This window comes from Rikenella microfusus DSM 15922 (assembly GCF_000427365.1).
Taxonomy (GTDB): Bacteria; Bacteroidota; Bacteroidia; order Bacteroidales; family Rikenellaceae; genus Rikenella; species Rikenella microfusus.
Map to the genome: position 1 here is coordinate 2,139,599 of NZ_KE386488.1, position 24,870 is coordinate 2,164,468.

Below are 24,870 nucleotides of genomic sequence, written 5' to 3' on the forward strand. Positions count from 1 at the left end.
GGACGGTTTATTATCGGGAAGCCGGATATTTTTACGGTCGAGCAATTAACAAACGGTCAGAAAGTATCGAGCCAAAGGAGCAACTGCCGGTGCCATCCGGTTTTACGGCGAAAATCGGGACGAAAACCCCAGCCGTGTCCGCCGTCGGGATAGATGTGCATGCTGACGGGAATGCCGTGTTCCCGCAGAGCATCGAAATACCGCAGGGAATTTTCGACAGGCACGCCCGTATCATCGGCGGAAAGGGCCATGAAAGCACGCGGTGTCCGATCGGTAACCCGCCGTTCGTTGCTGAACTCCCGGATATCGGACTGCGAAGGGGCATTCCCCAATAAGTTGATGCGGGAGCCTGCATGAGTAATCTCCGGCTCCATGGAGATCACCGGATAGAGCAGAATCTGGAAATCGAGGGCCGTATCCCCGACGGCGCGGGTGGCCAGGGCGGAAGCCAGATGGCCGCCGGCCGAACTGCCCATAATGCCGATTTGGGTATAACCGCCCCATTCTTCGCGATACCGGCGGATAAGCCCGAGCGCTTCGGCCGCATCGGCGAGGGGCACGCGGGGATTTCCTTCGGGAAGGCGGTATTTGAGTACGACGGCCGTAATGCCGTTACGGCTGAGCCAGCGGGCGATCTGCGTGCCTTCGTGTTCGACGGCCACCATGCCGTAGCCTCCGCCGGGACAAATCAACACGGCTTTTCGGGCATGGCCTCGTTCGGCCGGATAAACCTGCACGCAAGCACCTTCGTGGCTCAAGGCGACCGTCCGGGGATGGAGGCGACGGTACAAATCGTAGATTTTTTCTTCCCACAGCCGGGCCAGGCGTTCGGCCCCCTCTTTATTGGGGTGGAGATAGAACGTGCCGGCAAGGCCCGTTTCGGGAGTGAACAGAGCGGCGGCTTCGCGTTCGAAAAGCCGCCAGCCCCGGGTGGCTCCCCGGTGTAGATAGTTCCGGCCCTGGCTGCGATAGGCGTCGATCAGGGAATCGATACCGGGAATATAGCTGCGGAGCCGGTCTTGTCCCTCCTGAAGATACCGGGCGCCGTTATAGGTATTGGCCGAATACCACAAAGGATGGTGAAGGACGAAATGGGCACGGGGATAACGGCGGGCAAGGCTGTCGATGATTTGCGACAGGTTGCCCACGTAACGGGACTTGCCGACGGGAGCCCCATTGGGGCCTTCGACGGCACTGTCGTTGGTACCGAGCATGATGGAGAAAATCAACGTGGCATCCTCCCGGACGAAACGGTCGCCCGCTTCGACGATCCGGGAGAATAAGGATCCGCTGTCCGGCAGCCAATCGACCGTAGTCGATCCGGACACCCCCAGATTGGCTACCTGCACCCGTCCTATCCCCGGCTCCTGTTCCAGCAATCGCCCGGTAACCGCCGGAGGAGCTTCCTGCGCCGGTTGTCGCAACAAAGCTCCCTGCGTGATGCTGTTTCCGATGAAGATCAGGTTCAGGTCCCCGGCGCTTTGTTCCCCGGCACGCACGGGGGAACGCCCCAGCCACGCGACCAGGCAAAACAACGATATAACGACAGACAGTTTCATATGGGAAATGATTGTACGGCAGGCATACGAACCGCGTCCCCTGCCGCCGGAACGGGATCGGCACATGGTTTTACCGGAGGGAATCGGCTACGGCCTCGAACGGGATGCTGCGCTGTTCCCCCGTCACGATATTTTTGACCGTCGCGGTCCGTGCCGCCAACTCGTTCTCGCCGACGAACACCATATACAGAATGTCGCGTTTCTGCGCGTAATCGAACTGTTTTTTCATCTTCGCGGCTTCCGGATAGATTTCGGCGGCAATACCGGCCCGGCGTACTTCCGACAGCAATCTGAGCGCTCCGAGTTCTTCCGCGCCGCCGAAATTGACGAACAGCGCCCGTACGCTCTGCGCCGTTTCGGCCGGGAAAAGATCGAGTCCGAGCAGCACGTCGTAGATCCGGTCGGCGCCGAAACTGATGCCGACGCCCGATGTATCCGGCAGGCCGAAAATACCCGTCAGGTCGTCGTACCGTCCCCCGCCGCAGATGCTCCCCATCGGAAAGTCCATGGCTTTGACTTCGAAAATGGCCCCCGTGTAATAGTTCAGCCCGCGTGCCAGCGAAAGGTCGAGTTCCACCGGCAGCACGACGCCCAACGCCTCGGCATAGTCGAGAATGGTCGTCACTTCCTGAATTCCCTTGAGGCCGGTCGCCGACTTTTCCCCGATGATGGCGGTGATAGCGGCCAGTTTCTCGCGGTTCGAGCCGCTCAGTTCGAGGATCGGCCGCAAGGCGGCGACAGCCTCCGGCGAAAGCCCGCGTCCGGCCAGCTCTTCATTCACGGCGTCGAGACCGATTTTGTCCAGTTTGTCGATGGCCACGGTGATGTCCATCATCTTGTCGGCATGGCCGATGGTCTCCGATATGCCGTAAAGTATCTTGCGGTTGTTGATCTTCAGAGTAACGCGGATCTTCAGCGCGGCGAACACCTCCTGCACGATTTGGATCAGCTCCACTTCGTTGAGCAGAGATTTCGACCCCACCACGTCCACGTCGCACTGGTAGAATTCGCGGTAACGTCCTTTCTGCGGTCGGTCGGCACGCCATACGGGCTGTATCTGGTAACGTTTGAACGGAAAGACGAGTTCGTTCTGGTGCTGCACGACATACCGCGCGAACGGAACGGTCAGGTCGTAGCGCAGCCCCTTTTCGCAAATCCTGTTGCCCAGCACGACGGGGTTGTCGCTCTCCGCGGCGGCCTGCACCTCTTCGGCATCGATTCCTTTGAGGAAATTACCGGAATTGAGCACTTTGAAGAGCAGTTTGTCGCCCTCTTCGCCGTATTTGCCGAGCAGGGTGGAGAGGTTTTCCATGCTGGGCGTTTCGAGCGGTTGGAAACCGTAGCGGCGGAAAACGCTTTTAATAGTGTCGAACAGGTAATTGCGGCGGGCCATTTCGACGGGCGAAAAGTCGCGCGTGCCTTTGGGTATGGATGGTTTCTGTACAGCCATTGACGTATTTACTTACACGATTGATCTCAAAAAATACAATGAAATACCGGACCCGCCGCATGGATGGCAGGCCCGGCTCCGATTCCGGAACAAGGTCATTCCGTCGCCCGGGTCGTTACGACGGTCGCCTGCGCCGCGACCGCCCCGTCCGTGTCCGGCGTATCTTTGAGCAGGTCGGACACGTCCGCATCGCGGTCGGCACCGCCGCGGCGATTGCCGCCGCGTCCGGCGCCGTCGCCCCGATCGTTGCGCTCGTTTTTCGAAAAATGCTGCAACGGATCGGCCGCCGCCCGGTCGAACACCTGCCGGTTGCGATAAATATCGATCGCCTGGTAAATGGCCGCCCGCATCGGCGAAGCATCGGCTACCATCTTGCCGGCGATGTCGAACCCGACTCCGTGGGCCGGCGAGGTGCGCACGACGGAGAGGCCCGCCGTGAAATTGACCCCGTCCGCGAAAGTCAGCGCTTTGAACGGGGCCAGCCCCTGGTCATGATACATCGCCAGCACGGCGTCGAACTTCCGATAAGCCCCGCTGCCGAAGAAACCGTCGGCAGCGAACGGCCCGAAAGCCAGGATGTTTTCGTACCGGGCCGATTGCAGGGCGGGAATGATGATCTCCTGCTCTTCCGGCCCCAGCAGGCCGTCGTCGCCGGCATGGGGATTCAGCCCCAGCACGGCGATCTTCGGCCCCACGATATTGAAATCGCGTTCCAGCGACCGCCGGATCGCGCGGATATGGTTCAGCACCGCCTCGGTGGTTACCGCCTCCGGGACCTTAGCCAACGGCACGTGCATCGTCACGAGCCCCACTTTCAGCACGTCGCTGACCATGAACATCAGCGGTTCGGTATCGCCGAACTGCGCCGCGAGGTATTCCGTATGGCCGATGAAACCGAAGTCGTCGCCCGTGGTATTCTTCTTGTTGATCGGGCAGGTTACCAGCACGTCGATCTTGCCGGCCTTGAGGTCGCGCACCGCCGCATTCAGCGACGCGATGGCGTACTGGCCGCTGAGCACCGTCGGTTGCCCCGGATCGATCTTCACGTTCTCGTCCACGCAGACGATCATGTTGGCCCGCTTGGGGTTGGCCTGCGCCGGGTCGGTTATGATATTGAAGCTGAAACCTTCGGCATCCGGAATCAGCCCCTTGTAATACCCCGCCACTTTGGCCGACCCGTACACCACCGGCGTGCAGAGGTCGAAAATGCGCGGATCGAGCAACGATTTGATGATGATCTCGTAACTGATCCCGTTGAAGTCGCCGTGGGTGATCCCCACCTTTATCTTGTCCATAAGAATATGCTTAATTTTACCTACCTTTGGACAAAGTTAATCAAAAAACAGGGAACCGAAGATGAAAAAGTTGTTTTTGCTGGCCTTGTGCGCCGTGGCCGCTCCCCTTTTCGCCGCCGCTCAGGAGGCGACGGCCGTCATCGAAAAATACGCGGACAAACCCATCCGCGGCGTGATCGTCGCCGGGGCGTTCGACGTGCAGCTGGCCCAGGCCGACGGAGCTTCGCGGCAGGCCGGAGCCAAAGTGGAAATCCTGAAAGAGCTGGAAGACAAGCTCGTCTTCGAATACACCGACGAAGGCTACGTGCGGCTGACATTCAAGAACGACATGAGCAAGTACTTCACCGGCAGCAAGAAGAAACCGCAGGCATGGCTCACGGTCACGGAGCTGAAATACCTCAACGTGACGGGGGCCAGCAACGTGGTCTGCACGGGCATCTGTTCCACGACCGGGAATCTGCGCATCCTCACTTCGGGCAACGCATCGGTAAATCTGCTGGAGGCTTCGGCAGAAACGATCAACATAGAAGTATCCGGCACTTCGGACCTGAGCGACGCGAAACTGACGGCGGAAGGCAAAGCGGAGGTGATCCAGAGCGGAACCTCCAAAATCAACGGCGAAATCAAAGCCGGGACGGCGATATTCACCGTATCGGGCGTTTCGGGGCTGACCCTGTCGGGCGGCGCCGAGGAAGCGGTGCTGGACGTGAGCGGCACGGCTTCGGCCGACCTGGAAAATTTCAGCATCGGTACGGTGAACGCCAAAGTATCGGGCATGGGCAAAGTCAAGGCCAACGTGATCGGGGGAGGCACGGCTCAGGTGAGCACGATGGGTTCTTTCCGTTACAAAGGCGCCGGGCTGGTCACGGGCAAAGGTGTGAAACGACTCGATTGAATCTCCTAAAACAGCACTGCGGGCGGGCGATTCGTCCGCCTTTTTTCTACCAATAAATCCTATGGAAATCAATATCGGAGGCCGGCTATTCTCCGTGGGGCCGGGACATGAACAGGCGATGGCCATCGTGAACGTAACCCCGGATTCGTTTTTCGCCGGGAGCCGGAAACAAAGCGGGGCCGAAATCGCCGCGGCCGTGGAAAAAGCGCTCCGCGACGGGGCGGGTATCATCGACCTGGGCGGTTATTCGTCGCGGTCGGGAGCCGACGACATCCCGGCGGAAGAGGAGCTGAAACGGCTCGACACGGGACTGCGCATCGTCCGCGAAGCGGCAGGCGCAGAGTTCCCCGCTTCGGTCGATACGTTCCGGCCGGAGGTCGTCCGGCAGCTTTACGATCGCTTCGGGGCCTTTATCGTGAACGACATCTCGGCGGGCGAACTCGATCCGGACATGATCCCGGCCGTCGGCCGTCTGGGGCTGCCCTACATCGCCATGCACATGCGCGGTACGCCGCAGACCATGGCCCGGATGACGGACTACCCGTCCGAAACGGGAGGCGTCGCGGGCGACGTGCTGCGCTATTTCGTCCGCAAAACGGCACAGGCGCGGGCGGCAGGAATCAAAGACCTGATCCTCGATCCCGGTTTCGGATTCGCCAAGACCGCGGCGCAAAATTTCGAGTTGCTGGGGCGGATGGACTGCCTGGCCGTATTCGGGTTACCTGTTCTGGTCGGGTTGTCGCGCAAAAGCATGGTATGGAAAACGCTGGGCATCACTCCCGCCGAAGCGCTGAACGGCACTTCGGTGCTGAACTGGGAAGCCCTGCGGCAGGGAGCTTCGATCCTGCGCGTCCACGACGTGCGGGAAGCGGTCGAAACGATCCGGCTGTTCCGCGCCTACACCGCCCGGTAGGTCCCCCGGATTTCCTCCGGCCAAGAACCGCCCGGAGCAGCCCCCTGAAAACGACGGGGATACGTTCTTTTCAGGAACGGGTGCGATGCGCCTCACCGCATACCCGTATTTCAGTCCGACAGGCCCGTCCCGGCAGCATCTCCGCTCTGTCGGCGGCATTCGGACGGGAGACTTTCTGCATTTTATCCGAATTTCCGCTCCTTTTCCTTTGAATCTGCCGAATTCCGTTCGTAACTTTGAGCGCAAAGAAACGGTTCCTGCTTTTCCGGAGTGTCCGATAACCGCTCAGGTTACGGGCAGAGCGAACGGTAAATTCAGCAGTCCACTGACTATCCTTTCGGGATCGTTAGTTATACGCTTTCCGGCCGGTTCCCCTCATGACGGTTCCGGCCGGGAAATATTGCAGCGACTGCCCGTGTTTTTCGAAGTACGTCCCGCCCCGGGCTACCGCAACAACGCCAGCGGCGCATTGAACAACGTCGGCAACAACGGGTACAGCTGGTCGTCCACGGTCGCCGCTAGCGGGTATAACGCCCACAACCTGAACTTCAACACGCAGGGCCTCAATCCCACTAACACGAACAACCGTGCCAACGGCTTACAGGTGCGGTGCCTCCAAGTATTTATCGTGCAGGGCCGTTTCTTTTTCCATTTGGTTGAGACCGTATCCCAAACCCTCGCCATCCGCAGAAACCGCGGTTAACGACTTACCGCCACTCCGCCTCGGCCAAACCCGTCAATCGTTCGACCGCCCTGCGCCCCTCCTCGCCCAGCGACAGGGAATAATCGTTCACGAAATAAGAGATATGCTTCTGCCGTACTTCCGGTTCCAGCTCCTGCGCATGGGCCTTTACATACCCGGCCGAAGCCTCCGGATGCCGCCGGGCGTATTCGATGCTGCGCCGGATAATCCGGGAAACCTGTTCGGCCGTCTCGGCCGGATATTTCCGGTTCAGGAGAATGCCGCCCAACGGGATAGGCAGTCCCGTCAGCGTCTCCCACTCCTGTCCCAGATCGGCGATAAGCCTCAGTCCGAGCGATGCGTAAGTAAACCGCCCTTCGTGGATCAGTACGCCTGCGTCCAGCTCCCCGTCGGCCACCGCCGGCGCGATTTCGGAAAAAAGACAGGTTTTCTTCCTCCGGGCTTCGGGATAGACGATCGACAGCAACCGGTTGGCGGTGGTCATTTCTCCCGGAATCCCTATCAGCGCGTCGGACAGTTCGTCGGGATAAATTTTATGTTTACAGACCAGCAGGGGGCCGTTGCCGTGGCCCAAGGCGCTCCCGCTGTCCAACAGGCGGAAAGCGCCTGCGGCCTGCGGCAGGGCCGCATAACTGATCTTGACGACCTCTTCGTCTTCCGGGCGACGCACCGCCGCCCCGTTCAACGCATCGATGTCGTCGAACACGGGATCGAACGTCAGCCCCTCGGTATCTACCAGGCCATGGATCATGGCATGGAACGTGAACGTATCGTTCGGACAAGGCGATATATGCAACTTCATAACAGTGCGTTGGCTATATGAATCACTTCGGCGGCCCTGCACGTGGCCTGTACCGCTTTTACTTCCCGCCGGTATTTTTCCGGCCTTTCGACGGAACCGGGCGGCTTACTCCATCAGTTTGCGGTATTTGATTCGATGGGGAGTCGTATCTCCCAGCCGTTTGCGTTTGTTTTCCTCGTATTCGGAATAGCCGCCCTCGAAAAATACGACCTGCGAATCGCCTTCGAAAGCCAGGATATGGGTGGCTATACGGTCGAGGAACCAACGGTCGTGGCTGATGACCACGGCGCATCCGGCGAAATTTTCCAGTCCCTCTTCCAATGCCCGCAGGGTATTCACGTCGATGTCGTTGGTCGGTTCGTCCAGCAGCAGTACATTGCCTTCCTCTTTCAAAGCCAGGGCCAGGTGCAACCGGTTCCGTTCGCCGCCCGACAGCACGCCGCATTTTTTCTCCTGGTCGCCGCCCGTGAAATTGAACCGCGAACAGTAGCCCCGCGCGTTCACCTGCCGCCCGCCGAGGGTCAGCAGATCGCTGTTCTGTGAAATCACTTCGTATACCGTTTTCTCCGGGTCGATCGAGCTGTGCTGCTGATCCACATAGGCCAGTTTGACCGTTTCGCCGACCTTGAATTCCCCTTTGAGGGGTTTTTCCAGCCCCATAATCAGGCGGAAAAGGGTCGTTTTCCCGGCTCCGTTGGGGCCGATGACCCCTACGATGCCTGCCGGGGGCAGGGCGAAGTCGAGGTTTTCGTACAACATCCGGCCGCCGTACCCCATCGAAACGCCGTGGGCTTCGATCACCACGTCGCCCAGTCGGGGCCCGTTCGGAATGAAGATTTCGAGTTTTTCCTCTTTCTGCCGGGCGTCTTCGCTGAGCATCTTGTCATAGGCGGCCAGACGCGCCTTGCTCTTGGCATGGCGGGCCTTGGGCGCCATGCGCACCCATTCCAGCTCGCGTTCGAGGGTCTTGCGCCGTTTGGATTCCTGTTTCTCTTCCTGGGCCAGCCGCTTCGATTTCTGTTCCAACCACGACGAATAGTTGCCTTTCCACGGGATTCCTTCGCCGCGGTCGAGTTCGAGGATCCAGCCGGCTACGTTGTCGAGGAAATAACGGTCGTGGGTCACGCAAATCACGGTCCCTTTATACTGGGAGAGGTGCTGTTCGAGCCAGTCGATGGATTCTGCGTCGAGGTGGTTGGTGGGTTCGTCCAGCAGCAGTACGTCGGGTTCCTGCAGGAGCAGTCGGCACAAGGCCACGCGCCGCCGCTCGCCGCCCGACAGGGTGGCTGCGTTCTGATCGGCGTCGGGGCATCGCAGCGCGTCCATGGCCCGTTCCAGTTTGGAGTCCAGTTCCCAGCCGTCCACGTGGTCGATCCGTTCGGTCAGTTCGCCCTGCCGTTCGATAAGGCGGGCCATCTCGTCGTCGTCCATCGGCTCCATGAACCGGGCGTTCACCTCTTCGTACTCTTTGAGCAGGGCTACGACGTCGGCGCATCCTTCTTCGACGATTTCCCGGACGGTTTTCGCGGGATCGAGTTGTGGATCCTGTTCGAGATACCCGACGGAGTAACCGGGCGAAAAGACGACTTCGCCCTGATAACTTTTGTCGATCCCGGCGATAATTTTCATCAGGGTCGATTTCCCGGAACCGTTCAGACCGATGATGCCGATCTTGGCACCGTAGAAAAAGGACAAGTAGATGTTGTTGAGTATCTTCTTATTGTTGTTGAGGACTTTGCTGACCCCAACCATCGAAAATATAATCTTCTGATCGTCTGCCATTTCTTATCTATATTTATTCGTTCGTCTATCCGTGCATTAGGTTTGAGGGTACTGTTCTCTTTATTCACAACCGACGCTGCCAGCGTGAATAGAGCGTTTTTATTCAGGCTTTTTCGATCGGAACGACAGCCCGTTGTTTTGCGGTTCGCAGAACCGCCGGCCTTGTCGCCCTGGCGCTTTGCGCCACGGGAGGAGGGCGACAGGCCGAAGTTCAGGTTTTGGGTGCGGGCTATCGTTTCATACAAACCAGCGTCCGGAGCGCAGAAAACTGTGAAACCCGAGACGCACACGACTGCTCGGAAATTCGGCTTCGCCTTCCCCCGGAGTCTCGGCTACCCGAACGAGTTCGATGGCCGAGGTTGCTCGTCGGTTTTTGCTTTTCAAAGAAAGAACGGTTGCCTCAGAACTCTAATGTAACGGATAAACGAACGATTAGTTTTCCAATGTAGGATGTTCGTTGATGCGGTCGGATTCTATCGCTCCGTCCCGCAGGCGTACGATTCGTCGGGCGTGGAGCGCGATATCTTCCTCATGCGTCACCACGATCACCGTATTTCCGGCCTTGTAGATACGCTCGAACAAATGCATGATGTCGATCGAAGTTTTCGTATCCAGATTGCCCGTCGGCTCGTCCGCCAGGATGATCGAAGGATCGTTGATCAGCGCCCGCGCTACCGCCACGCGTTGCCGCTGGCCCCCGCTCATCTCGTTCGGCTTGTGTTCCATGCGGTCGCCCAATCCCACGCTGCGCAACGCCTCCTCCGCTCGTCGCAGCCGTTTGGATTTCGACACGCCCGCATAGATCAGCGGTACCGCCACGTTTTCCAATGCCGTGTAACGGGGCAGCAGGTTGAATGTCTGGAATACGAATCCGATCTCCTTGTTCCGTACTTCGGCCAGCTCCTCTTCGTCCATGTGGCTCACGTCCGTTCCATTGAGTACGTAGCGGCCCGAAGTCGGCGTATCGAGACAGCCCAGGATATTCATCAACGTCGATTTGCCCGATCCCGACGGCCCCATGATCGCCACGTAATCGTTCCGCCGGATAGTCAGATCGACCCCCGCCAGCGCGTGTACCTGTTGCGTGCCGACTTCGTAAGTTTTGCGTATCCGTTCGATCGAGATGATCTCTTCGCGATTTTCCATGCCTGCAAGTTAGTTAATTTCTGATGCGGAAAAACTGTTTCTGCAACTTGGGATCGAAAAAGAGCACCAGAAGCCCCTGTAAATGGGCGGCTACCGCATGCGTCCGGACGAACCACGCTTCGAACTCCTCCCGTTCGGCCGCCGAACGGAACGGTTCCCGGAGAATGACGACCTGTTTGTCCTGCACGGCTTTCAGGTCGGCGACCGAATCGACCGTTGCGACGTTTTCGGTTCCGTAACGGTCGATAATGGCCTCCGGAAGTCGGCGCCGCGGGGTGGGCAACACCACCTCCCGGATGAAACGGTACATCATCGGCGAATGTACCGCGTATCCCCGCCAGTGGGCCGCGGTCAGGGCATGACGGAGCCGGGTATAGAGTTGATACCTGTTCATAGCTGAAATGATCGGGTCGATAAAATGGACTGGTTATTTATAAAAGGCGACTATATACGACTTTACACAAACCCCGTTTCGGCTCGGTGCCGGACGGCATGAGGCGGTGCAAACCCGGCGAAAGACCTGAAAGGTCCGGCGCGAGCCGAAAGAATCAGGCAGTGTACAATAGTATATAATTACCTTATAAAATATATCGCAACGGGCCTGACTCGAAACCGCTTGGGGCGAAAGGCTGGCGCCGTGCGGTACGTCCGCCGGCCCGGAGCCGGCAAAGGTAAAACCGCAGGATTAAACACATCGTTTCTCGGCTTTGCCCCTCCGAGGGTCGAAAACCGCTCCGACGCAGGGCCGGTCGGGAAATGTTTCATGCCCGGACACGTTCGACGTTATCCATAAAATATAACCGGGTTCCAAAAGTCAGGGGCGGGAATTCCCGCCCCTGATGCTGTCCGGAAATCCCGGCAGGACGCCAACGGTTACCGGGTATGTGCCTTGATCCATTCGCGGGCATTGACGAAGACTTCGATCCACGGGGTAACCTCGTCTGCGCTGCGCGGCGCCTCGCTGGGATAATATCCCCAGTTCCAGGGCCGCATGGCGCGTTCCAGGTGGGGCATCATCGCCAGGTGGCGGCCGTCCGCCGAACAGATGGCCGCGGCGTTATAATCGCTGCCGTTCGGATTCGCCGGATATTCCGGATAAAGGTATTTGATCGGAATATGGTAATGTTCTTCGGCATACGGCAGCCGGAACTTGCCTTCGCCGTGCGCCACCCAGATGCCGAGGACGGAATTTTCGAGCGAACGGAGCATCACGCTCGGCGACGGCTGGATTTTCACGCCCAGGAAGCGGGACTCGAACTTGTGCGAATCGTTGTGCAGCATCTTCGGTTTCTCTTCGTCCGTCTTCGGCGCGATCAGCCCCAGTTCGACCATCAGCTGGCAACCGTTGCAGATGCCCAGCGAAAGGGTATCCGGCCGGGCATAGAAACGTTCGAGCGCCTCTTTGGCTTTCGGATTGTAAAGAAAGGCCCCGGCCCATCCTTTGGCCGAACCGAGCACGTCGGAGTTCGAAAACCCGCCCACGAAAACGATCAGATTCACATCCTCCAGCGTCTCCCGTCCAGAAATCAGGTCGGTCATGTGCACGTCTTTCACATCCATGCCCGCCAAGTGCATGGCCCATGCCGTCTCGCGGTCGCATTGGCACCCTTTTTCGCGGATGATGGCCGCCCGGATGCCCGTCCGGGCCTTACGTTTCGGATCGATACCGTATTGGGCCAACTTGCCGGTGAACGACGCCGGGAACTCGTACCAAAGCGGCTGCTTCTTGTAATTTTCGTAACGCTCCAGCGCCAGCTGCGGAGTGCTTTGGTTACGGTCGAGCAGGTACGAGGTTTTGTACCACACGTCGCGCATCTTGTCGATGTCGAGCGCGAGTCGCTCGCAACAGCCGTGGCGCAGGGTGAATTTCCGCGTGCCGTTGACCGTAGCGATTTTCTGTCCGGCCACACCGTATTTGTCGAGTTCGGCAAGCACCGCCTCCGCATCGGCCACCTGAAGCACGACGGCCGGCTTTTCGCTGAAAAGAAGTTTCACGAGGTCGTCGTTGCGCAGCGGATTGAGGTCCACCTCCAGCCCGGCCTTGTTCCCGCCGAAAGCCATCTCCAGCAGCGCGGTAATCAGGCCGCCGCCCGAAACGTCGTGTCCGGCCAACACATGCCCCTGTTCGACGAGTTGCTGCACTGCGTTGAAAGCCTTGGCGAAATACTTCGCATCCCTGACGGTCGGCACGTCGGCCGAAGAACCCACCGCGTTCACCACCTGGGCAAACGCGCTGCCGCCCAGCAGAAAATCTTCGCCGCCGGTCATATCGACATAGACCAGCGCGCTGCCCGTAGCGCAGTAGTTTTCGTCCAAAGCGGCCTTGACGCATTTCTTCACGTCGGAAACCTCCCCGGCCGAGGTGATAATCACCGTCCCCGGCGCCAGAACGACCTGCCCGTCCGGATATTTCTGGGTCATCGACAGGGAGTCTTTCCCGGTCGGAATGTTGATCCGGAGTTCCAGCGCGAAGTCGCTCGCCGCCTGAACCGCACGGTACAGCCGCGCATCTTCGCCTTCGTTCTTGCACGGCCACATCCAGTTGGCGCTCAGCGAAACGCCTTCCAACCCGCCGGAGATCGGCGCGAAGACGATATTGGTCAGCGCTTCGGCGATGGCGAGCACCGAGCCTTTCGCCGGGTCGGCCATCGCTGCCGCCGGAGCGTGTCCCAGCGCCGTCGCGATACCCTGCCGTCCCTGATAGTCGAGCGCGACCACGGCGCAGTCGTTCAACGGCAGCTGCAAGGTTCCCGCCGTCTGCTGCATGGCCACGCGGCCCGTTACCGAACGGTCTACCTTATTGGTGAGCCAGTCCTTGCAGGCCACCCCCTCGAGCTGGAGCACGTCGGCAAGGTAGTCGCCGATTTTTTCCGCGTCGTACGCCGGCGCTTCGTAGGTGTCTATCACCGTATGGTCGGTCATCACCGTGCGCGGCGCTTCGCCGAACATCGCGCTGAGTTGCAGGTCGATCGGTTTTTCGCCCGTGCGGTTGTCCACGAAGGTGAATTGCATGTCGCCCGTCGTCTCGCCGATCACGTACATGGGCGAACGTTCGCGGTCGGCGATCGCGCGCAGCTTGCCGACGTGTTTTTCGTCCATCACCAGCCCCATGCGCTCCTGCGATTCGTTGCCGACGATCTCCTTGTCCGAAAGGGTCGGGTCGCCGACCGGCAGTTTGTCGAGGTCGATGCGCCCGCCGGTAGCTTCCACCAGTTCCGAGAGGCAGTTCAGGTGGCCGCCGGCGCCGTGGTCGTGTATCGAGATGATCGGATTGTCCTTTTCTTCGCTCAGGGCGCGGATGGCGTTATAGGCTCTCCGCTGCATTTCGGGGTTGGAACGCTGGATGGCGTTCAGTTCGATGGCGTTGGCGTATTCGCCGGTGGCTACGGACGATACGGCGCCGCCGCCCATCCCGATGCGGTAGTTGTCGCCGCCCAGCAGGACGACTTTGTCTCCGGCGACGGGTTCGTCCTTGAGCGAATCGGCTTTTTTACCGTAGCCTATGCCGCCGGCGAGCATGATGACCTTGTCGAACCCGAAAGTTTTGCCGTTCTCCCGGTGTTCGAACGTGTAGAGCGATCCGGTAATGAGCGGTTGTCCGAATTTGTTGCCGAAGTCGGAGGCGCCGTTGGAGGCCTTGATGAGGATATCCTCCGGGGTCTGGTACAGCCACGGACGTTCGGGGATATTTTTTTCCCAGTTCCGTCCTCCGTCCAGCCGCGGGTAAGCGGTCATGTAACAGGCGGTACCGGCCAGCGGAAACGCGCCTTTGCCGCCCGCGATCCGGTCGCGGATCTCGCCGCCGGTGCCGGTGGCCGCACCGTTGAATGGTTCGACGGTGGTCGGGAAGTTATGGGTTTCGGCCTTGACGGAGATGACGCTCTCGAAATCCTCGGTTTCGAAATAATCCGGGCCTTCGTGCGACGCCGGGGCGAACTGTTCGACCACCGACCCCTGCAAAAACGCGCAGTTGTCTTTGTATGCGGAAACCACGCGTCCGGGGTTCGTGGTCGTGGTCTTTTTGATGAGTTTGAAAAGGGTGTCGGGCTTGGTTTCGCCGTCGATGACGAACTGCCCGTTGAAAATCTTGTGGCGGCAGTGTTCGGAATTGACCTGCGAGAAGCCGAATACTTCGCTGTCGGTCAGCGGACGGCCGATCTTGCGGGCGAGGTCTTTGAGGTACTGTATCTCGTCGGTATTGAGCGCGAGCCCCTGCTCTTTGTTATAGGCTTCGATATCTTCGATGCGGACGATCGGTTCGGGTTCCTTGTCGATGGTGAAGACTTCGCCGTCGATGGTGCGGTACATCCGATTCAGCATCTTGTCGTACTGTGCCGTTTCGCTGTCCGCGATCCGGAACTCCTCGATGCGCGTGATGCCTTCGATCCCCATGTTCTGGGTGATTTCGACGGCGTTGGTGCTCCACGGGGTAATCATTTCGCGGCGCGGCCCGATGAAAACGCCGCTTACGGAACTGACGTCGAGCCACTCGGCGCCGCCGAAAAGCCAGCGCAGCTTGTCCATGTCTGGTTTACCGAGCGCCGTGGTAGCCTGCACGGCATAGATGGTGTTGTCGTTACGGAACAGTAGTATCATGTGATGGTGTTGATTTCGGTCTTCAAATATACGGCTTTTTCCCGATTTTACGGTTGCGTCGTCGCCGCGCCATGCACAAACTACTTTTGTCGGAATATTTCGGATAACTGCAATTTTATGCTGCCGCCGGTTCCGTTTTGTGCTGCACTCCGAAACCGCGAAGCGGCTCGGGCACAAAATATTACGATTACCATATCCCGTGTCGTGGGCAGGCCTTCTCCTGTGGTGGCTCCGGGCTGGTTATGCGGACGATTAACCGGACGGTTGTTTCCAAGGGTCTCCGCTGCGGGAGGCTGCGGCCCGCGCGACCGGGAGGTCGCAAAGGTATTTCCCTGCCTTTTCCTGGTCCGCTCTTGTCAGGGAGGGACCGTAGTCAGCCCGTCCGCGTTGCGGCACAAACCCTGCGATTCCGCTATTTCGGCGCTTTCCGGTAAAGATAGATGCCGATCGCCGCATAGACGACGTTCGGCAGCCAGACGGCCACCACGGGCGGCATCACGCCGCCTTTGGCGAACTCGCCCGTAAAACGCATCAGGACGATATATGTGAAACAGAGCGCGATCCCGACTCCGATATGCAGGCCGGTACCGCCGCGTACCTTGCGCGAGGAGAGCGACACGCCGATGAGGGTCAGCACGAAAGTCGAGATGGGGTAGGCCCACCGCGAGTAGGCTTCGACCTGAAAGATCGGCACCATGTCCGATCCTTTGGCCTGCTGCTGGCGGATGAAGTGGAGCAGCCGCACAGAGTTCATGGTCTGCACCAGATCCTGCGTGCGGCCCAGCTCGTCGGCCGTGAGGTTTACGGCCGTGTCCAGCGGCGAGTCGTATTTGGTCAGTACTTCGCGTTCCCCCTCGTAGTGGCGGGTCAGGTATTTGTTCGCCCGCCAGCGGCCGGTTACCGTGTCGAAACGGGCGTTCTGGGCCTCCAGCGAGCTGACGATGTTGCCGCCGTCGTAGGTCTCTATGGCGAAATATTCGGCTACTTTGTTCTGCCCCTGGAATCCCCGGATATAGACGAAAGTGCCGGGTTCCAGCTGGCGGTAAATATGAGGTTCGTAAACCGATTTGTGTTTTCCCATGTAACGTGTCTCGAAAGCGAGCCGTTTCGCGTTGGCTTCCGGGATCAGGAACAGGTTCAGGCTCAGGCTCAGCAGCGTGATCAACAGGGCCGACACGAAGTAGGGCCACATCATGCGCCGGAAACTCACCCCGCTCGACAGGATGGCGATGATTTCGGTGTTGTAGGCCATCTTGGAGGTGAAGAAGATTACTGCGATAAAGGTGAACAGACCGCTGAACTGATTGACGAAATAGGGGATGAAATTGACGTAGTAACCCAGGATGATTTCGGAGATCGGGGCATGTCCTTCGAGGAAGTCGTCGATCTTTTCGGCCGCGTCGAAGATCACCACGATCAGGATAATCAGCGCGATGGCGAACAGGTATGTGCCCAGGAACCGGCGCATGATATACCGGTCGATGATCTGGAGCCGGAGGCTTTTGAGGAATCTAATCATGGTATGTATCCGGTTTTCAGAGTCTCCGTCCCAATTTTTCGACCATTTCCGTTTTCCATGCCGCGAAGTCGCCTGCCACGATATGTCCGCGTGCTTCACGCACCAGCCACAGGTAGAATCCCAGGTTGTGCAGCGACGCGATTTGCGCCGCCATCATCTCGCCGGCTACGGTCAGATGCCGCAGGTAGGCTTTCGAGTAATGCGTGTCCACGAAAGTGTGGCCCATGGGATCGATCGGCGAGAAGTCTTCGGCCCATTTCCGGTTCCGGATATTGACGATGCCTTCGGAGGTGAACAGCATCCCGTTGCGGCCGTTGCGCGTGGGCATCACGCAGTCGAACATGTCCACGCCGCGCTCGATGGCTTCCAGGATATTGACCGGCGTGCCGACCCCCATCAGGTAACGGGGCCGGTCCTGGGGCAGGACGGCGTTCACTGTTTCGATCATTTCGTACATCACCGGGGCGGGTTCTCCGACGGCGAGTCCGCCGATGGCATAGCCGTCCGCGTCGAACTGCTGTACGAATTCGGCCGACTGCCGCCTGAGGTCGGCGTATGTGCACCCCTGTACGATCGGGAAGAGCGACTGGTGGTGACCGTAGGGGCACTCGGTGCGGCGGTACCGGTCGAAACACCGTTCCAGCCAGCGCGATGTCCGCGCCCATGATTGGGCGGCGTAACCGTATTCCGCCGTCCCGGGCGGACATTCGTCGAATGCCATCATGATGTCGGCCCCGATCAGCCGCTGGGTGTCGATGACGTTTTCCGGCGTAAACAAATGCCGAGAGCCGTCGATATGGGACTGAAAACGGCACCCTTCTTCGGTGAGTTTACGGATGCCGGTGAGCGAAAAGACCTGAAATCCGCCGCTGTCGGTCAGTATGGGGCGGTCCCACCCGGCGAAACGGTGCAGGCCGCCGGCTTTGTACAGGGTCTCGGTGCCGGGACGCAGGTAGAGGTGGTAGGTGTTGCCCAGGATGATCTGTGCGCCGACTTCCTCGACCAGGTCGCGGTGGAACACGCCCTTGACGCTGCCTACGGTGCCGACGGGCATGAAAATGGGGGTGCGTATCTCGCCGTGGTCGGTGCGGAACACGCCGGCTCTTGCCGATGAACGGGGGTCTGTATGTTCGAGGGTGAATCGCATGCCTTCGGTAAATCAGAACGCAAATTTAGGGCTTTTATTCTTTGCGATTCTGCGGCGGGTGCTTTTTACCGATAAAAAGTTACCCGGTTTTGTCGTATCGGGTCGGGGGACATCTTTCCCGATCGGCTCTGCGCTTTCCAGTGCAGAGCCGACCGGGAATGGCGTGCATCGAAATTATAAAGGTATCGATATACGACTTTACACAGCCCTCGTTTCGGCTCCGGATGGCATGAGGCGGTGCAAACCCGGGTAAAAGGCCCGGAGGGTCCGGCGCGAGCCGAGAAAACGAAGCAGGGTAAAATAGTATATAATGGCCATTATCAAAAGCGCGGCGGTGTAATGGGCACGGCTGTCTCGCGATGTATCGGTTTCCCGATGGGCTTCGGAAAGGGCGGACGGGGATAACCTTTCCGTTTTGAAAGGTTGCCGGGAGGCGGTATTACCGAAATGAAAAGGCCGGCTTCCGAAAAGGGAAGCCGGCCCGTATCGGGTCCTGCGGCCGGGACTATTTCTGCATCATATCCGACGGGTCGCGCATAACCATGCTTTTGGCGATACGGAGTTTCACGCCGTTGTCCACTTCGATCAGCACCGTGTCGTCGCTCACTTCTTTCACCGTACCGTAGATTCCTCCGGCGGTAACCACTTTGGTGCCGTTTTCCAGCGAGTTGCGGAACTTGTTGAGTTCTTTCTGGCGTTTCTGCTGCGGGCGGATCATGAAAAAGTACATCACTACGAAGATCAGTACCATCATCCCGATGAACGACCAGTTGCCGCCTGCCGGCGCTGCGCCGCCCTGGGCTGCCTGAAGCATGATTGTGTTGAGTGTCATGAATTTTGGGTTTTATTTTAGTTGTTTTTATTGTTTCGTCCGTAAGTATAACGGAATTCCGTGCCGTTTAGTGCAAATGCCGTGCAAATTTCTTCTTTCCGTACTTTTCCTACTCGTTTGCGGGCATATAGACCTCGCCGTCCAGATAGACTGTGGCGCACTGTCGTTCGGCCGTGATGATTTCGATCGATTTGAACTGCTGTCCGTAGCGTCCCCGGCTGTCGAACCGCCAGGTCATGACGATCGTATCTCCGGCCGGAATCGGCGCCGGGTCGTAATCGGCTGTCGTGCAGCCGCATCCGGTGATGACCTGGACGATCACCAGCGGTTTGTCCGAAACGTTCGCCACGCGGAATTTGCCTTCGACCACGTCGCCTTCGGCGATCCGCCCCATGGGAATCGTGTCGTACGACCGTGCGGATACGTAGTCGCCTCGGGCGTCGATTCCGGTGCTGTCGGCCAAAGGCAGCGTTACCGTTATGAGGTTCCCCTCCGCCACGGAGTCGGAATTCGAATCGCTGGCCGAGGGGGAAGCGCCGCAGGCGGCGAGGCTGCCGGTCAGGCAGAGAACGCAAATGCGGAAGATGGATTTACGCATGGGGCGTGTTTTTTTCTTTCGGAATCGTCGTGTCGATCAGGCCGCGCCCCGTTTTGGCGATTTTGCCTTCTTCGGTCAGCCAGACGACCACCCGGTCCAGAATCCCGTTCACGAAGACGCTGCTACCGGGGGTGGAGTAGTATTTCGAGATTTCGATGAATTCGTCGAGGGTCACTTTCACGGGGATGGTCGGGAACTGGACGAGTTCGGTGATGGCCGCCAGCATGATGATTTTGTCCATGAACGCGATGCGGTCGAAGTCCCAGTTCTGGGTGAATTTGTCGATGTACCCGAAGTATTCCTCGTGGCTGACCAACGCCTTGCGGAACAGGGTTTCGACATATTCCTTGTCGTCTTCGTTCTTGTACATCGGCATGACGTCCAGATCGGCCGAGTTTTCGTTCAGGAAACCGATGGTCCGTATGGCGAGGCCCAGACAATAGGAGATGTCGTCGATCCAGAACATCGACATCTCTTCCAACGCCTCTTCGAAATAGTCGTTGTCTTCGATATGGGTCGAGAGGAAGTCGGTCACCAGCCTGCGGTCGGCGGCGAAAGCCTCCCGGCTGTCCGCCGGCGCCGCGGCTTCCATATATCGCTTGTAGTACGGTGCGGCGACCATATCCTGGTAGAGCCGTTTGATCAGCGCCTGCTGGCCCTGCCATCCCGCTTTGTAACGGGTCATGGCGTCCGCGAGCGTCGTGCTTTCCTCGATGCGGGCGATCACGCGGTTGTCCACGAAGCGCCGGTTCGGGTGCAGGTCTTCTTCGGTGGGCATCAGTTTGGCCTGTCCGATGGCGATCCTTTCGCGGGCCACTTCGGCGACTTCGCCTATCAGGGCGATCATCATCAGGTATAGTTCGTAGCTCTTGCGGATACTGGCCGACAGTTCCTTTTCGGAACGGATCAGCGAATCCTCGCCCGATTGAAAGTAGCTGTAAAGCGATTTGACGGTCTTGATACGAAGCAGTCGGCGACTAAGCATGTGAAACGACGGTATATGGTAATGTACGGTGAAAAAAAGGATTCCGCCGCGATCGAGCCTGCGGAACCTCGGTGCGTGTATGTCAATATTCGTCTTCGTTGAAGAAGAAGTCGTCTTTGCTCGGATAGTCCGGCCAGATGTCTTCGATGCTTTCGTAGATCTCTCCTTCGTCTTCGATCTCCTGCAGGTTCTCGATCACTTCCAGCGGGGCGCCCGAACGGACGGCATAGTCGATCAGCTCGTCTTTGGTGGCGGGCCAGGGCGCATCTTCGAGTTTGGATGCCAGTTCAAGTGTCCAGTACATAGTTCTCGCGTATTTGTTTACTCTCTCATCTCCGGCGGGCCTGCGGCCCCGGTGGTTCCGGAATTCGCAAAAGTAATATTTTTTTCGGGATACGTTCTTTCCTGTATATTATTTTTGGCGGCGATATTACGATTTTACACAAGTTTTCCGACACACTCTCTTCGGCTCTGCGCCGGACGGCTTCCAGCCGTCGGGGGGGGCGGCGCGAGCTGAAAGAACCATGCAGTATAAAATAGCATATAATTACCTTGTTTTTCCCGATGATATGCGTTCATGTATTGAGCTTGCGGGAGAGGCTTCGATGCTCACCGACTGAAATACATCGAAAATCAGCGATGCAGATAAGGTCGAGCAAAGTCGTATATGCTTGTCTTATGGGTTTATTTCGTATAACGCAGTATGCCGGCAGTCCGGGCGGGCGTTTTCCGGTTCGCGATTCCGGCGGTTTGGCTGTCCGGAGAATATTCCGTGCCCCGGCTGCGGGGGATTTTCGTGGAAGGGGGCGGATTTTGTGAGGTCCGTCAGCGGAAATCGATGACTTCGGTACCGGGATGCGCCGCGGCGTCGAACCGAAAGGTCGCTTCGGATACGGGAATACCGGGCCGCAGTTCCTCCAGGGTCAGTTCGACCGGTTTGTCGGCCGAAGGGGTGGCGATCGAGATGCGTTCGGGCAGCGAGGTCGCGGGGTCTATGTACAGAGTTACCGAGGTGTAGTCCGGCGTGGTCTCTTTCGGCGTCAGTTCCACGATTTGCAGGGTTTTGCCCCCGGAGGTCGTGAAATCGGGCAGCGAGCGGTGGTTGTAGTCCGCCGGGTCGATGTTCATCAGCTTCGAGGGGTTGGACAATACGCTGGGGTTGTTCGGGTCCAGCCGCTCGATGGTCACCTCCTGTTGCCCGGGGATGTAGTTCCAGAGGGTCGAGCCGTCGTAATAGAGTTCCTGGCCCCGGACACGGGCGGCGAACCGGCGGCCGCTGACGACCAGCGTCCCCCGCACCGTGCCGTCGCCTTCGACCGAGGCGGTGAAGGCGAGTTCGTAACTGGTGAAGGAGCGTACCTTTTCGCGGAGTTTGCCGAGGATGCCCTCCGACTGCCGGTCGGCGCGGGCGCCGCCGGCACCCAAAACCAGCAGGCAGACGCATAAGAGTTTTTTCATGCTTATGAGAGGTTATCGAGTATCATTTCGAGCGACATCGGGTCGGTTACCAGCACCTGCCGGGGTTTGCCGCCGCCCTCGCTGTGTCCGACGATGCCTGCGGCTTCCAGCTGGTCGATCAGGCGCCCGGCGCGGTTGAAGCCGATCGAGAATTTGCGTTGGATGGTCGATGCCGATCCCTGCTGGTTGGCTACCACATATCGTGCCACTTCTTCGAAGAGCGAGTCTCGTTTGGCCAGCACGTCGCCGCCCGCAGCCGACGGCTCTTCGCCTTCGGGCGTGTATTCCGGCAGTTCGTAGGCCGACGGGTAGCCTTGCTGGTGCTCGATGTGGTCGGTGATCCGTTCCACTTCCGGCGTGTCGATAAAGGCGCACTGCACGCGGGTGGTCTCGTTGCCTGTGGAGATCAGCATGTCGCCTCGTCCGACGAGCTGGTTGGCGCCCGGCTGGTCGAGGATCGTGCGCGAGTCGATCATGCTGGTCACGCGGAAAGCGATGCGGGCCGGGAAGTTGGCCTTGATGACCCCCGTGATGATGTTGGTCGTGGGGCGCTGGGTGGCGATGATCAGGTGTATGCCCACGGCGCGTGCCAGCTGGGCGATACGGGCGATCGGGGTTTCGATTTCGCGTCCGGCGGTCATGATCAGGTCGGCGAATTCGTCCACGATCACCACGAAATAGGGTAGGTAACGGTGTCCTTTTTCGGGGTTGAGACGCCGGTTGATGAACTTCTCGTTGTACTCTTTGATGTTCCGCACTTTGGCCGCTTTGAGCAGGTCGTAGCGGGCGTCCATCTCGATGCAGAGCGAATTGAGGGTGTAGATGACTTTCTGGGTGTCGGTGATGATCGCCTCTTCTTCGCTGGGCATCTTGGCCAGGAAATGTTTTTCGAGTTTGGAATAGAGGGTCAGTTCGACTTTCTTCGGATCGACGAGGATGAATTTCAGCTCGGCGGGGTGCTTTTTGTAGAGCAGCGAGGCGATGATGGCGTTCAACCCGACGGATTTCCCCTGTCCGGTGGCGCCGGCTACCAGCAGGTGAGGCATCTTGGCCAGGTCGAATACGAAGGTCTCGTTCTGGATGGTCTTGCCCAGGGCGACGGGCAGGTCGGCGCGGGAATCGTGGAATTTGGGCGATTTGATGACCGAGTACATCGAAACGACCTCTTTGTCCTTGTTCGGCACTTCGATCCCGACGGTCCCTTTGCCGGGGATCGGCGCGATGATGCGGATGCCGAGGGCCGAGAGGCTCAGGGCGATGTCGTCCTCCAGGTTCTTGATCTTGCTGATACGCACGCCCGGCGCGGGGACGATTTCGTACAGGGTGACGGTCGGCCCGATAGTGGCCTCGATGGTGTCGATCCGGATGCCGAAGTTCTCCAACGTGGTGACGATGCGGTTTTTGTTTTCGACCAGCTCTTCGTCGGTGACGATCACTCGTTTGGTGTGGTCGTCCAGCAGCTCGACCGGGGGTTTGCGGTAATGCGAAAGCTCCAGCGTCGGGTCGTAAAGGTCGCTGCTGTTGATGACTTCGTCGTCCACCTGCTCTTCTTCGGGCTGTTCGACGATGAAGCCGGGGTCGTCCTCCTGCGGGGCGAAGGTCTGTACGGGAGGCCGCGAAGGGGCGGGCTGCGGCGCGTCGAACGTATCGTCCGGCGGTACGGCGGTGCCCGTGTGGGAGGGTACCGCCGGTTGCACGACCGGTTCCCGTGCGGCGAATTGCGGTTCGCCGACGGGCATGGCCGACGGGGCGGATTCCTGCGCGACGGGCGTTGCGGGACGGGTTTCCAGCGTGAACGGGATATCGTCGGCCTCCTCCTCGCTTTCGTCCGATTCCGGCAGCCGGGTCGTATTCGGCTCCGCTGCCGCCTGGCCGTAATAGTTATAGTAGTATGCCTCCCGGTCGAAAGAGTAGATGATCGGTTGGCTCCATTCGTCGTAGCCGATCAGGTAGCCCCACGAACCGTTGTAGTTCTGTACCAGCCGTGCCCGGTCGGCGGGTTCGGGGCAGGCTGTGTCGGGTAGTGCCTGTCCGGTGATTCCGGTCGGTTCCGGGGCGGGAAGTACGACCGGTTTCGGAACGGGAACAGGAGCCGCATCCGGTTCCGCCGGGGTATCGGAGAGAGTTTCCGTGGTTTCGGCAGGGGTCGCTGCATCGGGTCGTTCCGGTTCGGCGGGGCCGGGCAGGGCGGTCTCCTGCAAAGCCAGTTCCTGCCGTTTTTGTTCCATGGCCGCCCGCATGCGGAGGATTTTTTCCTGGGCTTCGAGGTGTTCCAGTTCCCGACGCGTGCGTCTCTCTTCCGTCTTGCGCCGGTTATAGGCTCTCAATCCGGCGGCCCAGCTGCGGATCAGCAGGCTGTTGGCGTAGTATAGAGTCCCGCAGAAGGCGGCGATCACCAATAGCGAGGTCCCTTCGTAGCCGATCATGGCGTCCAGCCACCGGGCGATGAGTACGCCGTGCGTACCTCCCCAGCCGCTGCCGAAAACGTGCGGGTCGGGTCCGAAGAAGTGTCCGGCGGCGATCGAACCGACGATCATCAGCAAGATGGTCGAACGGATGGCTCTGCGCAGACGCAGAGATTTGAGTTTCAGAAGTTTGATGGCTATAAAAAAGACGATGAGCGGCAGCAGCTCGCCGAAAATGCCGAACCATCGGCCGACGATGCTGTCGGAGAGAATGGCCCCGATGCGTCCGCCCCAGTTCATGGCGTCCTGGCGGATGTCGGTGAAGAGGTTGCCCCAGGTGGCGATGTTCTGGTCCACGTCCCAGTATATCAGGTAGGAAACGGTCGATACGGCGAGGTAGCCGGCCAGGAATAGCAGGATCAGACTGAGCCAGATGTACTGGTCGGTGGTTCCTTCTTCTTCGGGGAGAGGGGCCGGCTTGCGGGACGGCGGCACGGGGCGGGGGCTGCGTCTCGGGGCAGGAGGCGTGGTTCCGCCTGCGCGACGACCGGCGGCTGCATCCGTTGTGTCCGGCCGCCGGCTGGCCACCCGCTGTACCCGGTCGGTACGAAGCCGGTCGGGGCGGGAGACTGCTGTTTTTGCAGTCGGTGCCCGGCGCGGAGCGGGACGGGACGGGGTTGGCCCGGAAGCGCGTGCGGTGCGCCGGTCTTGCATAGCCCGTTCCGCGAGTTTGTCTGCCTGTCGTTTCGCTGCCATTTTGTGTCGTTTCTTCCGGTTGCCGGTTC

At 59.2% G+C, this 24,870-nt stretch carries 19 protein-coding genes; 3 read left to right on the top strand and 16 right to left on the bottom strand.

The features are described from left to right. Positions 1-56 precede the first annotated feature (56 nt). From RIKMI_RS14395 to pdxA, 3 genes are all read right to left on the bottom strand, one after another. Positions 57-1,559 carry a GDSL-type esterase/lipase family protein gene (locus RIKMI_RS14395; protein WP_051214495.1) on the bottom strand — a complete coding sequence of 501 codons (1,503 nt, stop codon included), beginning with the start codon at positions 1,557-1,559 and terminating at the stop codon, positions 57-59. A 70-nt stretch (positions 1,560-1,629) separates the two neighbouring features. Further along, positions 1,630-3,009, bottom strand: a complete 1,380-nt coding sequence (gene hisS, locus RIKMI_RS0109875) for a histidine--tRNA ligase (RefSeq protein ID WP_027291471.1) — start codon at positions 3,007-3,009, stop codon at positions 1,630-1,632. A 95-nt stretch (positions 3,010-3,104) separates the two neighbouring features. After that, on the bottom strand, positions 3,105-4,304 hold the full coding sequence (gene pdxA, locus RIKMI_RS13830) for a 4-hydroxythreonine-4-phosphate dehydrogenase PdxA (RefSeq protein ID WP_084135258.1): 1,200 nt from the start codon (positions 4,302-4,304) through the stop codon (positions 3,105-3,107). Positions 4,305-4,365: 61 nt separating this feature from the next. On the opposite strand from pdxA, the gene RIKMI_RS0109885 reads away from it, so the two are divergent. The 3 genes from RIKMI_RS0109885 (at position 4,366) to RIKMI_RS0109895 (ending at position 6,815) form a co-directional block, all read left to right on the top strand. Further along, positions 4,366-5,199, top strand: coding sequence for a GIN domain-containing protein (locus RIKMI_RS0109885; protein WP_027291472.1), 834 nt, complete (start codon positions 4,366-4,368; stop codon positions 5,197-5,199). A 61-nt stretch (positions 5,200-5,260) separates the two neighbouring features. Further along, the gene (gene folP / locus RIKMI_RS0109890) at positions 5,261-6,112 is read left to right on the top strand and encodes a dihydropteroate synthase (protein WP_027291473.1); all 852 of its coding nucleotides are present in this window, start codon (positions 5,261-5,263) and stop codon (positions 6,110-6,112) included. Between the two features lie 415 nt (positions 6,113-6,527). Continuing rightward, positions 6,528-6,815 carry a hypothetical protein gene (locus tag RIKMI_RS0109895; protein ID WP_147288483.1) on the top strand — a complete coding sequence of 96 codons (288 nt, stop codon included), beginning with the start codon at positions 6,528-6,530 and terminating at the stop codon, positions 6,813-6,815. Between the two features lie 4 nt (positions 6,816-6,819). Here RIKMI_RS0109895 and RIKMI_RS0109900 read toward each other — a convergent pair whose 3' ends face one another. The 13 genes from RIKMI_RS0109900 to RIKMI_RS0109960 form a co-directional block, all read right to left on the bottom strand. After that, positions 6,820-7,617 (bottom strand): 1,4-dihydroxy-6-naphtoate synthase, encoded by a 798-nt coding sequence (locus RIKMI_RS0109900; RefSeq protein ID WP_027291475.1) that lies wholly within the window; start codon positions 7,615-7,617, stop codon positions 6,820-6,822. Between the two features lie 105 nt (positions 7,618-7,722). Then, on the bottom strand, positions 7,723-9,399 hold the full coding sequence (gene ettA, locus RIKMI_RS0109905) for an energy-dependent translational throttle protein EttA (RefSeq protein ID WP_027291476.1): 1,677 nt from the start codon (positions 9,397-9,399) through the stop codon (positions 7,723-7,725). A 432-nt stretch (positions 9,400-9,831) separates the two neighbouring features. Next, entirely contained in the window at positions 9,832-10,545 is a 714-nt protein-coding gene (locus RIKMI_RS0109910; protein WP_027291477.1) for an ABC transporter ATP-binding protein, read from the bottom strand. Between the two features lie 13 nt (positions 10,546-10,558). Beyond that, positions 10,559-10,939, bottom strand: a complete 381-nt coding sequence (locus tag RIKMI_RS0109915) for a hypothetical protein (RefSeq protein WP_027291478.1) — start codon at positions 10,937-10,939, stop codon at positions 10,559-10,561. Between the two features lie 479 nt (positions 10,940-11,418). Further along, positions 11,419-15,171, bottom strand: a complete 3,753-nt coding sequence (gene purL / locus RIKMI_RS0109920) for a phosphoribosylformylglycinamidine synthase (protein WP_256620814.1) — start codon at positions 15,169-15,171, stop codon at positions 11,419-11,421. A gap of 382 nt (positions 15,172-15,553) precedes the next feature. Next, on the bottom strand, positions 15,554-16,660 hold the full coding sequence (locus RIKMI_RS0109925; protein ID WP_027291480.1) for an LptF/LptG family permease: 1,107 nt from the start codon (positions 16,658-16,660) through the stop codon (positions 15,554-15,556). A 16-nt stretch (positions 16,661-16,676) separates the two neighbouring features. Beyond that, positions 16,677-17,807, bottom strand: coding sequence for a tRNA guanosine(34) transglycosylase Tgt (tgt, locus tag RIKMI_RS0109930; protein WP_027291481.1), 1,131 nt, complete (start codon positions 17,805-17,807; stop codon positions 16,677-16,679). Between the two features lie 505 nt (positions 17,808-18,312). Next, positions 18,313-18,639: a preprotein translocase subunit YajC gene (gene yajC / locus RIKMI_RS0109935; RefSeq protein WP_027291482.1), complete on the bottom strand. Its 327-nt coding sequence runs from the start codon at positions 18,637-18,639 to the stop codon at positions 18,313-18,315. A gap of 109 nt (positions 18,640-18,748) precedes the next feature. Continuing rightward, entirely contained in the window at positions 18,749-19,237 is a 489-nt protein-coding gene (locus RIKMI_RS14400; protein ID WP_027291483.1) for a DUF1573 domain-containing protein, read from the bottom strand. Continuing rightward, positions 19,230-20,222, bottom strand: coding sequence for a transcription antitermination protein NusB (locus RIKMI_RS13840; RefSeq protein ID WP_051214496.1), 993 nt, complete (start codon positions 20,220-20,222; stop codon positions 19,230-19,232). The genes RIKMI_RS14400 and RIKMI_RS13840 overlap by 8 nt, the downstream gene beginning before the upstream one ends. An 82-nt stretch (positions 20,223-20,304) precedes the next feature. Continuing rightward, entirely contained in the window at positions 20,305-20,526 is a 222-nt protein-coding gene (locus RIKMI_RS0109950; RefSeq protein WP_027291484.1) for a DUF2795 domain-containing protein, read from the bottom strand. Positions 20,527-21,047: 521 nt separating this feature from the next. Next, entirely contained in the window at positions 21,048-21,680 is a 633-nt protein-coding gene (gene lolA1, locus RIKMI_RS0109955; protein WP_027291485.1) for an outer membrane lipoprotein periplasmic chaperone LolA1, read from the bottom strand. Positions 21,681-21,682: 2 nt separating this feature from the next. After that, on the bottom strand, positions 21,683-24,841 hold the full coding sequence (locus tag RIKMI_RS0109960) for an FtsK/SpoIIIE family DNA translocase (protein ID WP_115356432.1): 3,159 nt from the start codon (positions 24,839-24,841) through the stop codon (positions 21,683-21,685). Positions 24,842-24,870 lie beyond the last annotated feature (29 nt).

Coding starts and splice junctions, on each gene's coding strand:
- lolA1 (WP_027291485.1), bottom strand. CDS start 21,680: ATGAAAAAACTCTTATGCGTCTGCCTGCTGGTTTTGGGTGCCGGCGGC.
- hisS (WP_027291471.1), bottom strand. CDS start 3,009: ATGGCTGTACAGAAACCATCCATACCCAAAGGCACGCGCGACTTTTCG.
- yajC (WP_027291482.1), bottom strand. CDS start 18,639: ATGACACTCAACACAATCATGCTTCAGGCAGCCCAGGGCGGCGCAGCG.
- RIKMI_RS0109950 (WP_027291484.1), bottom strand. CDS start 20,526: ATGTACTGGACACTTGAACTGGCATCCAAACTCGAAGATGCGCCCTGG.
- RIKMI_RS0109900 (WP_027291475.1), bottom strand. CDS start 7,617: ATGAAGTTGCATATATCGCCTTGTCCGAACGATACGTTCACGTTCCAT.
- RIKMI_RS0109915 (WP_027291478.1), bottom strand. CDS start 10,939: ATGAACAGGTATCAACTCTATACCCGGCTCCGTCATGCCCTGACCGCG.
- folP (WP_027291473.1), top strand. CDS start 5,261: ATGGAAATCAATATCGGAGGCCGGCTATTCTCCGTGGGGCCGGGACAT.
- RIKMI_RS0109910 (WP_027291477.1), bottom strand. CDS start 10,545: ATGGAAAATCGCGAAGAGATCATCTCGATCGAACGGATACGCAAAACT.
- RIKMI_RS14400 (WP_027291483.1), bottom strand. CDS start 19,237: ATGCGTAAATCCATCTTCCGCATTTGCGTTCTCTGCCTGACCGGCAGC.
- RIKMI_RS0109925 (WP_027291480.1), bottom strand. CDS start 16,660: ATGATTAGATTCCTCAAAAGCCTCCGGCTCCAGATCATCGACCGGTAT.
- pdxA (WP_084135258.1), bottom strand. CDS start 4,304: ATGGACAAGATAAAGGTGGGGATCACCCACGGCGACTTCAACGGGATC.
- RIKMI_RS0109960 (WP_115356432.1), bottom strand. CDS start 24,841: ATGGCAGCGAAACGACAGGCAGACAAACTCGCGGAACGGGCTATGCAA.
- ettA (WP_027291476.1), bottom strand. CDS start 9,399: ATGGCAGACGATCAGAAGATTATATTTTCGATGGTTGGGGTCAGCAAA.
- tgt (WP_027291481.1), bottom strand. CDS start 17,807: ATGCGATTCACCCTCGAACATACAGACCCCCGTTCATCGGCAAGAGCC.
- RIKMI_RS0109885 (WP_027291472.1), top strand. CDS start 4,366: ATGAAAAAGTTGTTTTTGCTGGCCTTGTGCGCCGTGGCCGCTCCCCTT.
- RIKMI_RS13840 (WP_051214496.1), bottom strand. CDS start 20,222: ATGCTTAGTCGCCGACTGCTTCGTATCAAGACCGTCAAATCGCTTTAC.
- RIKMI_RS14395 (WP_051214495.1), bottom strand. CDS start 1,559: ATGAAACTGTCTGTCGTTATATCGTTGTTTTGCCTGGTCGCGTGGCTG.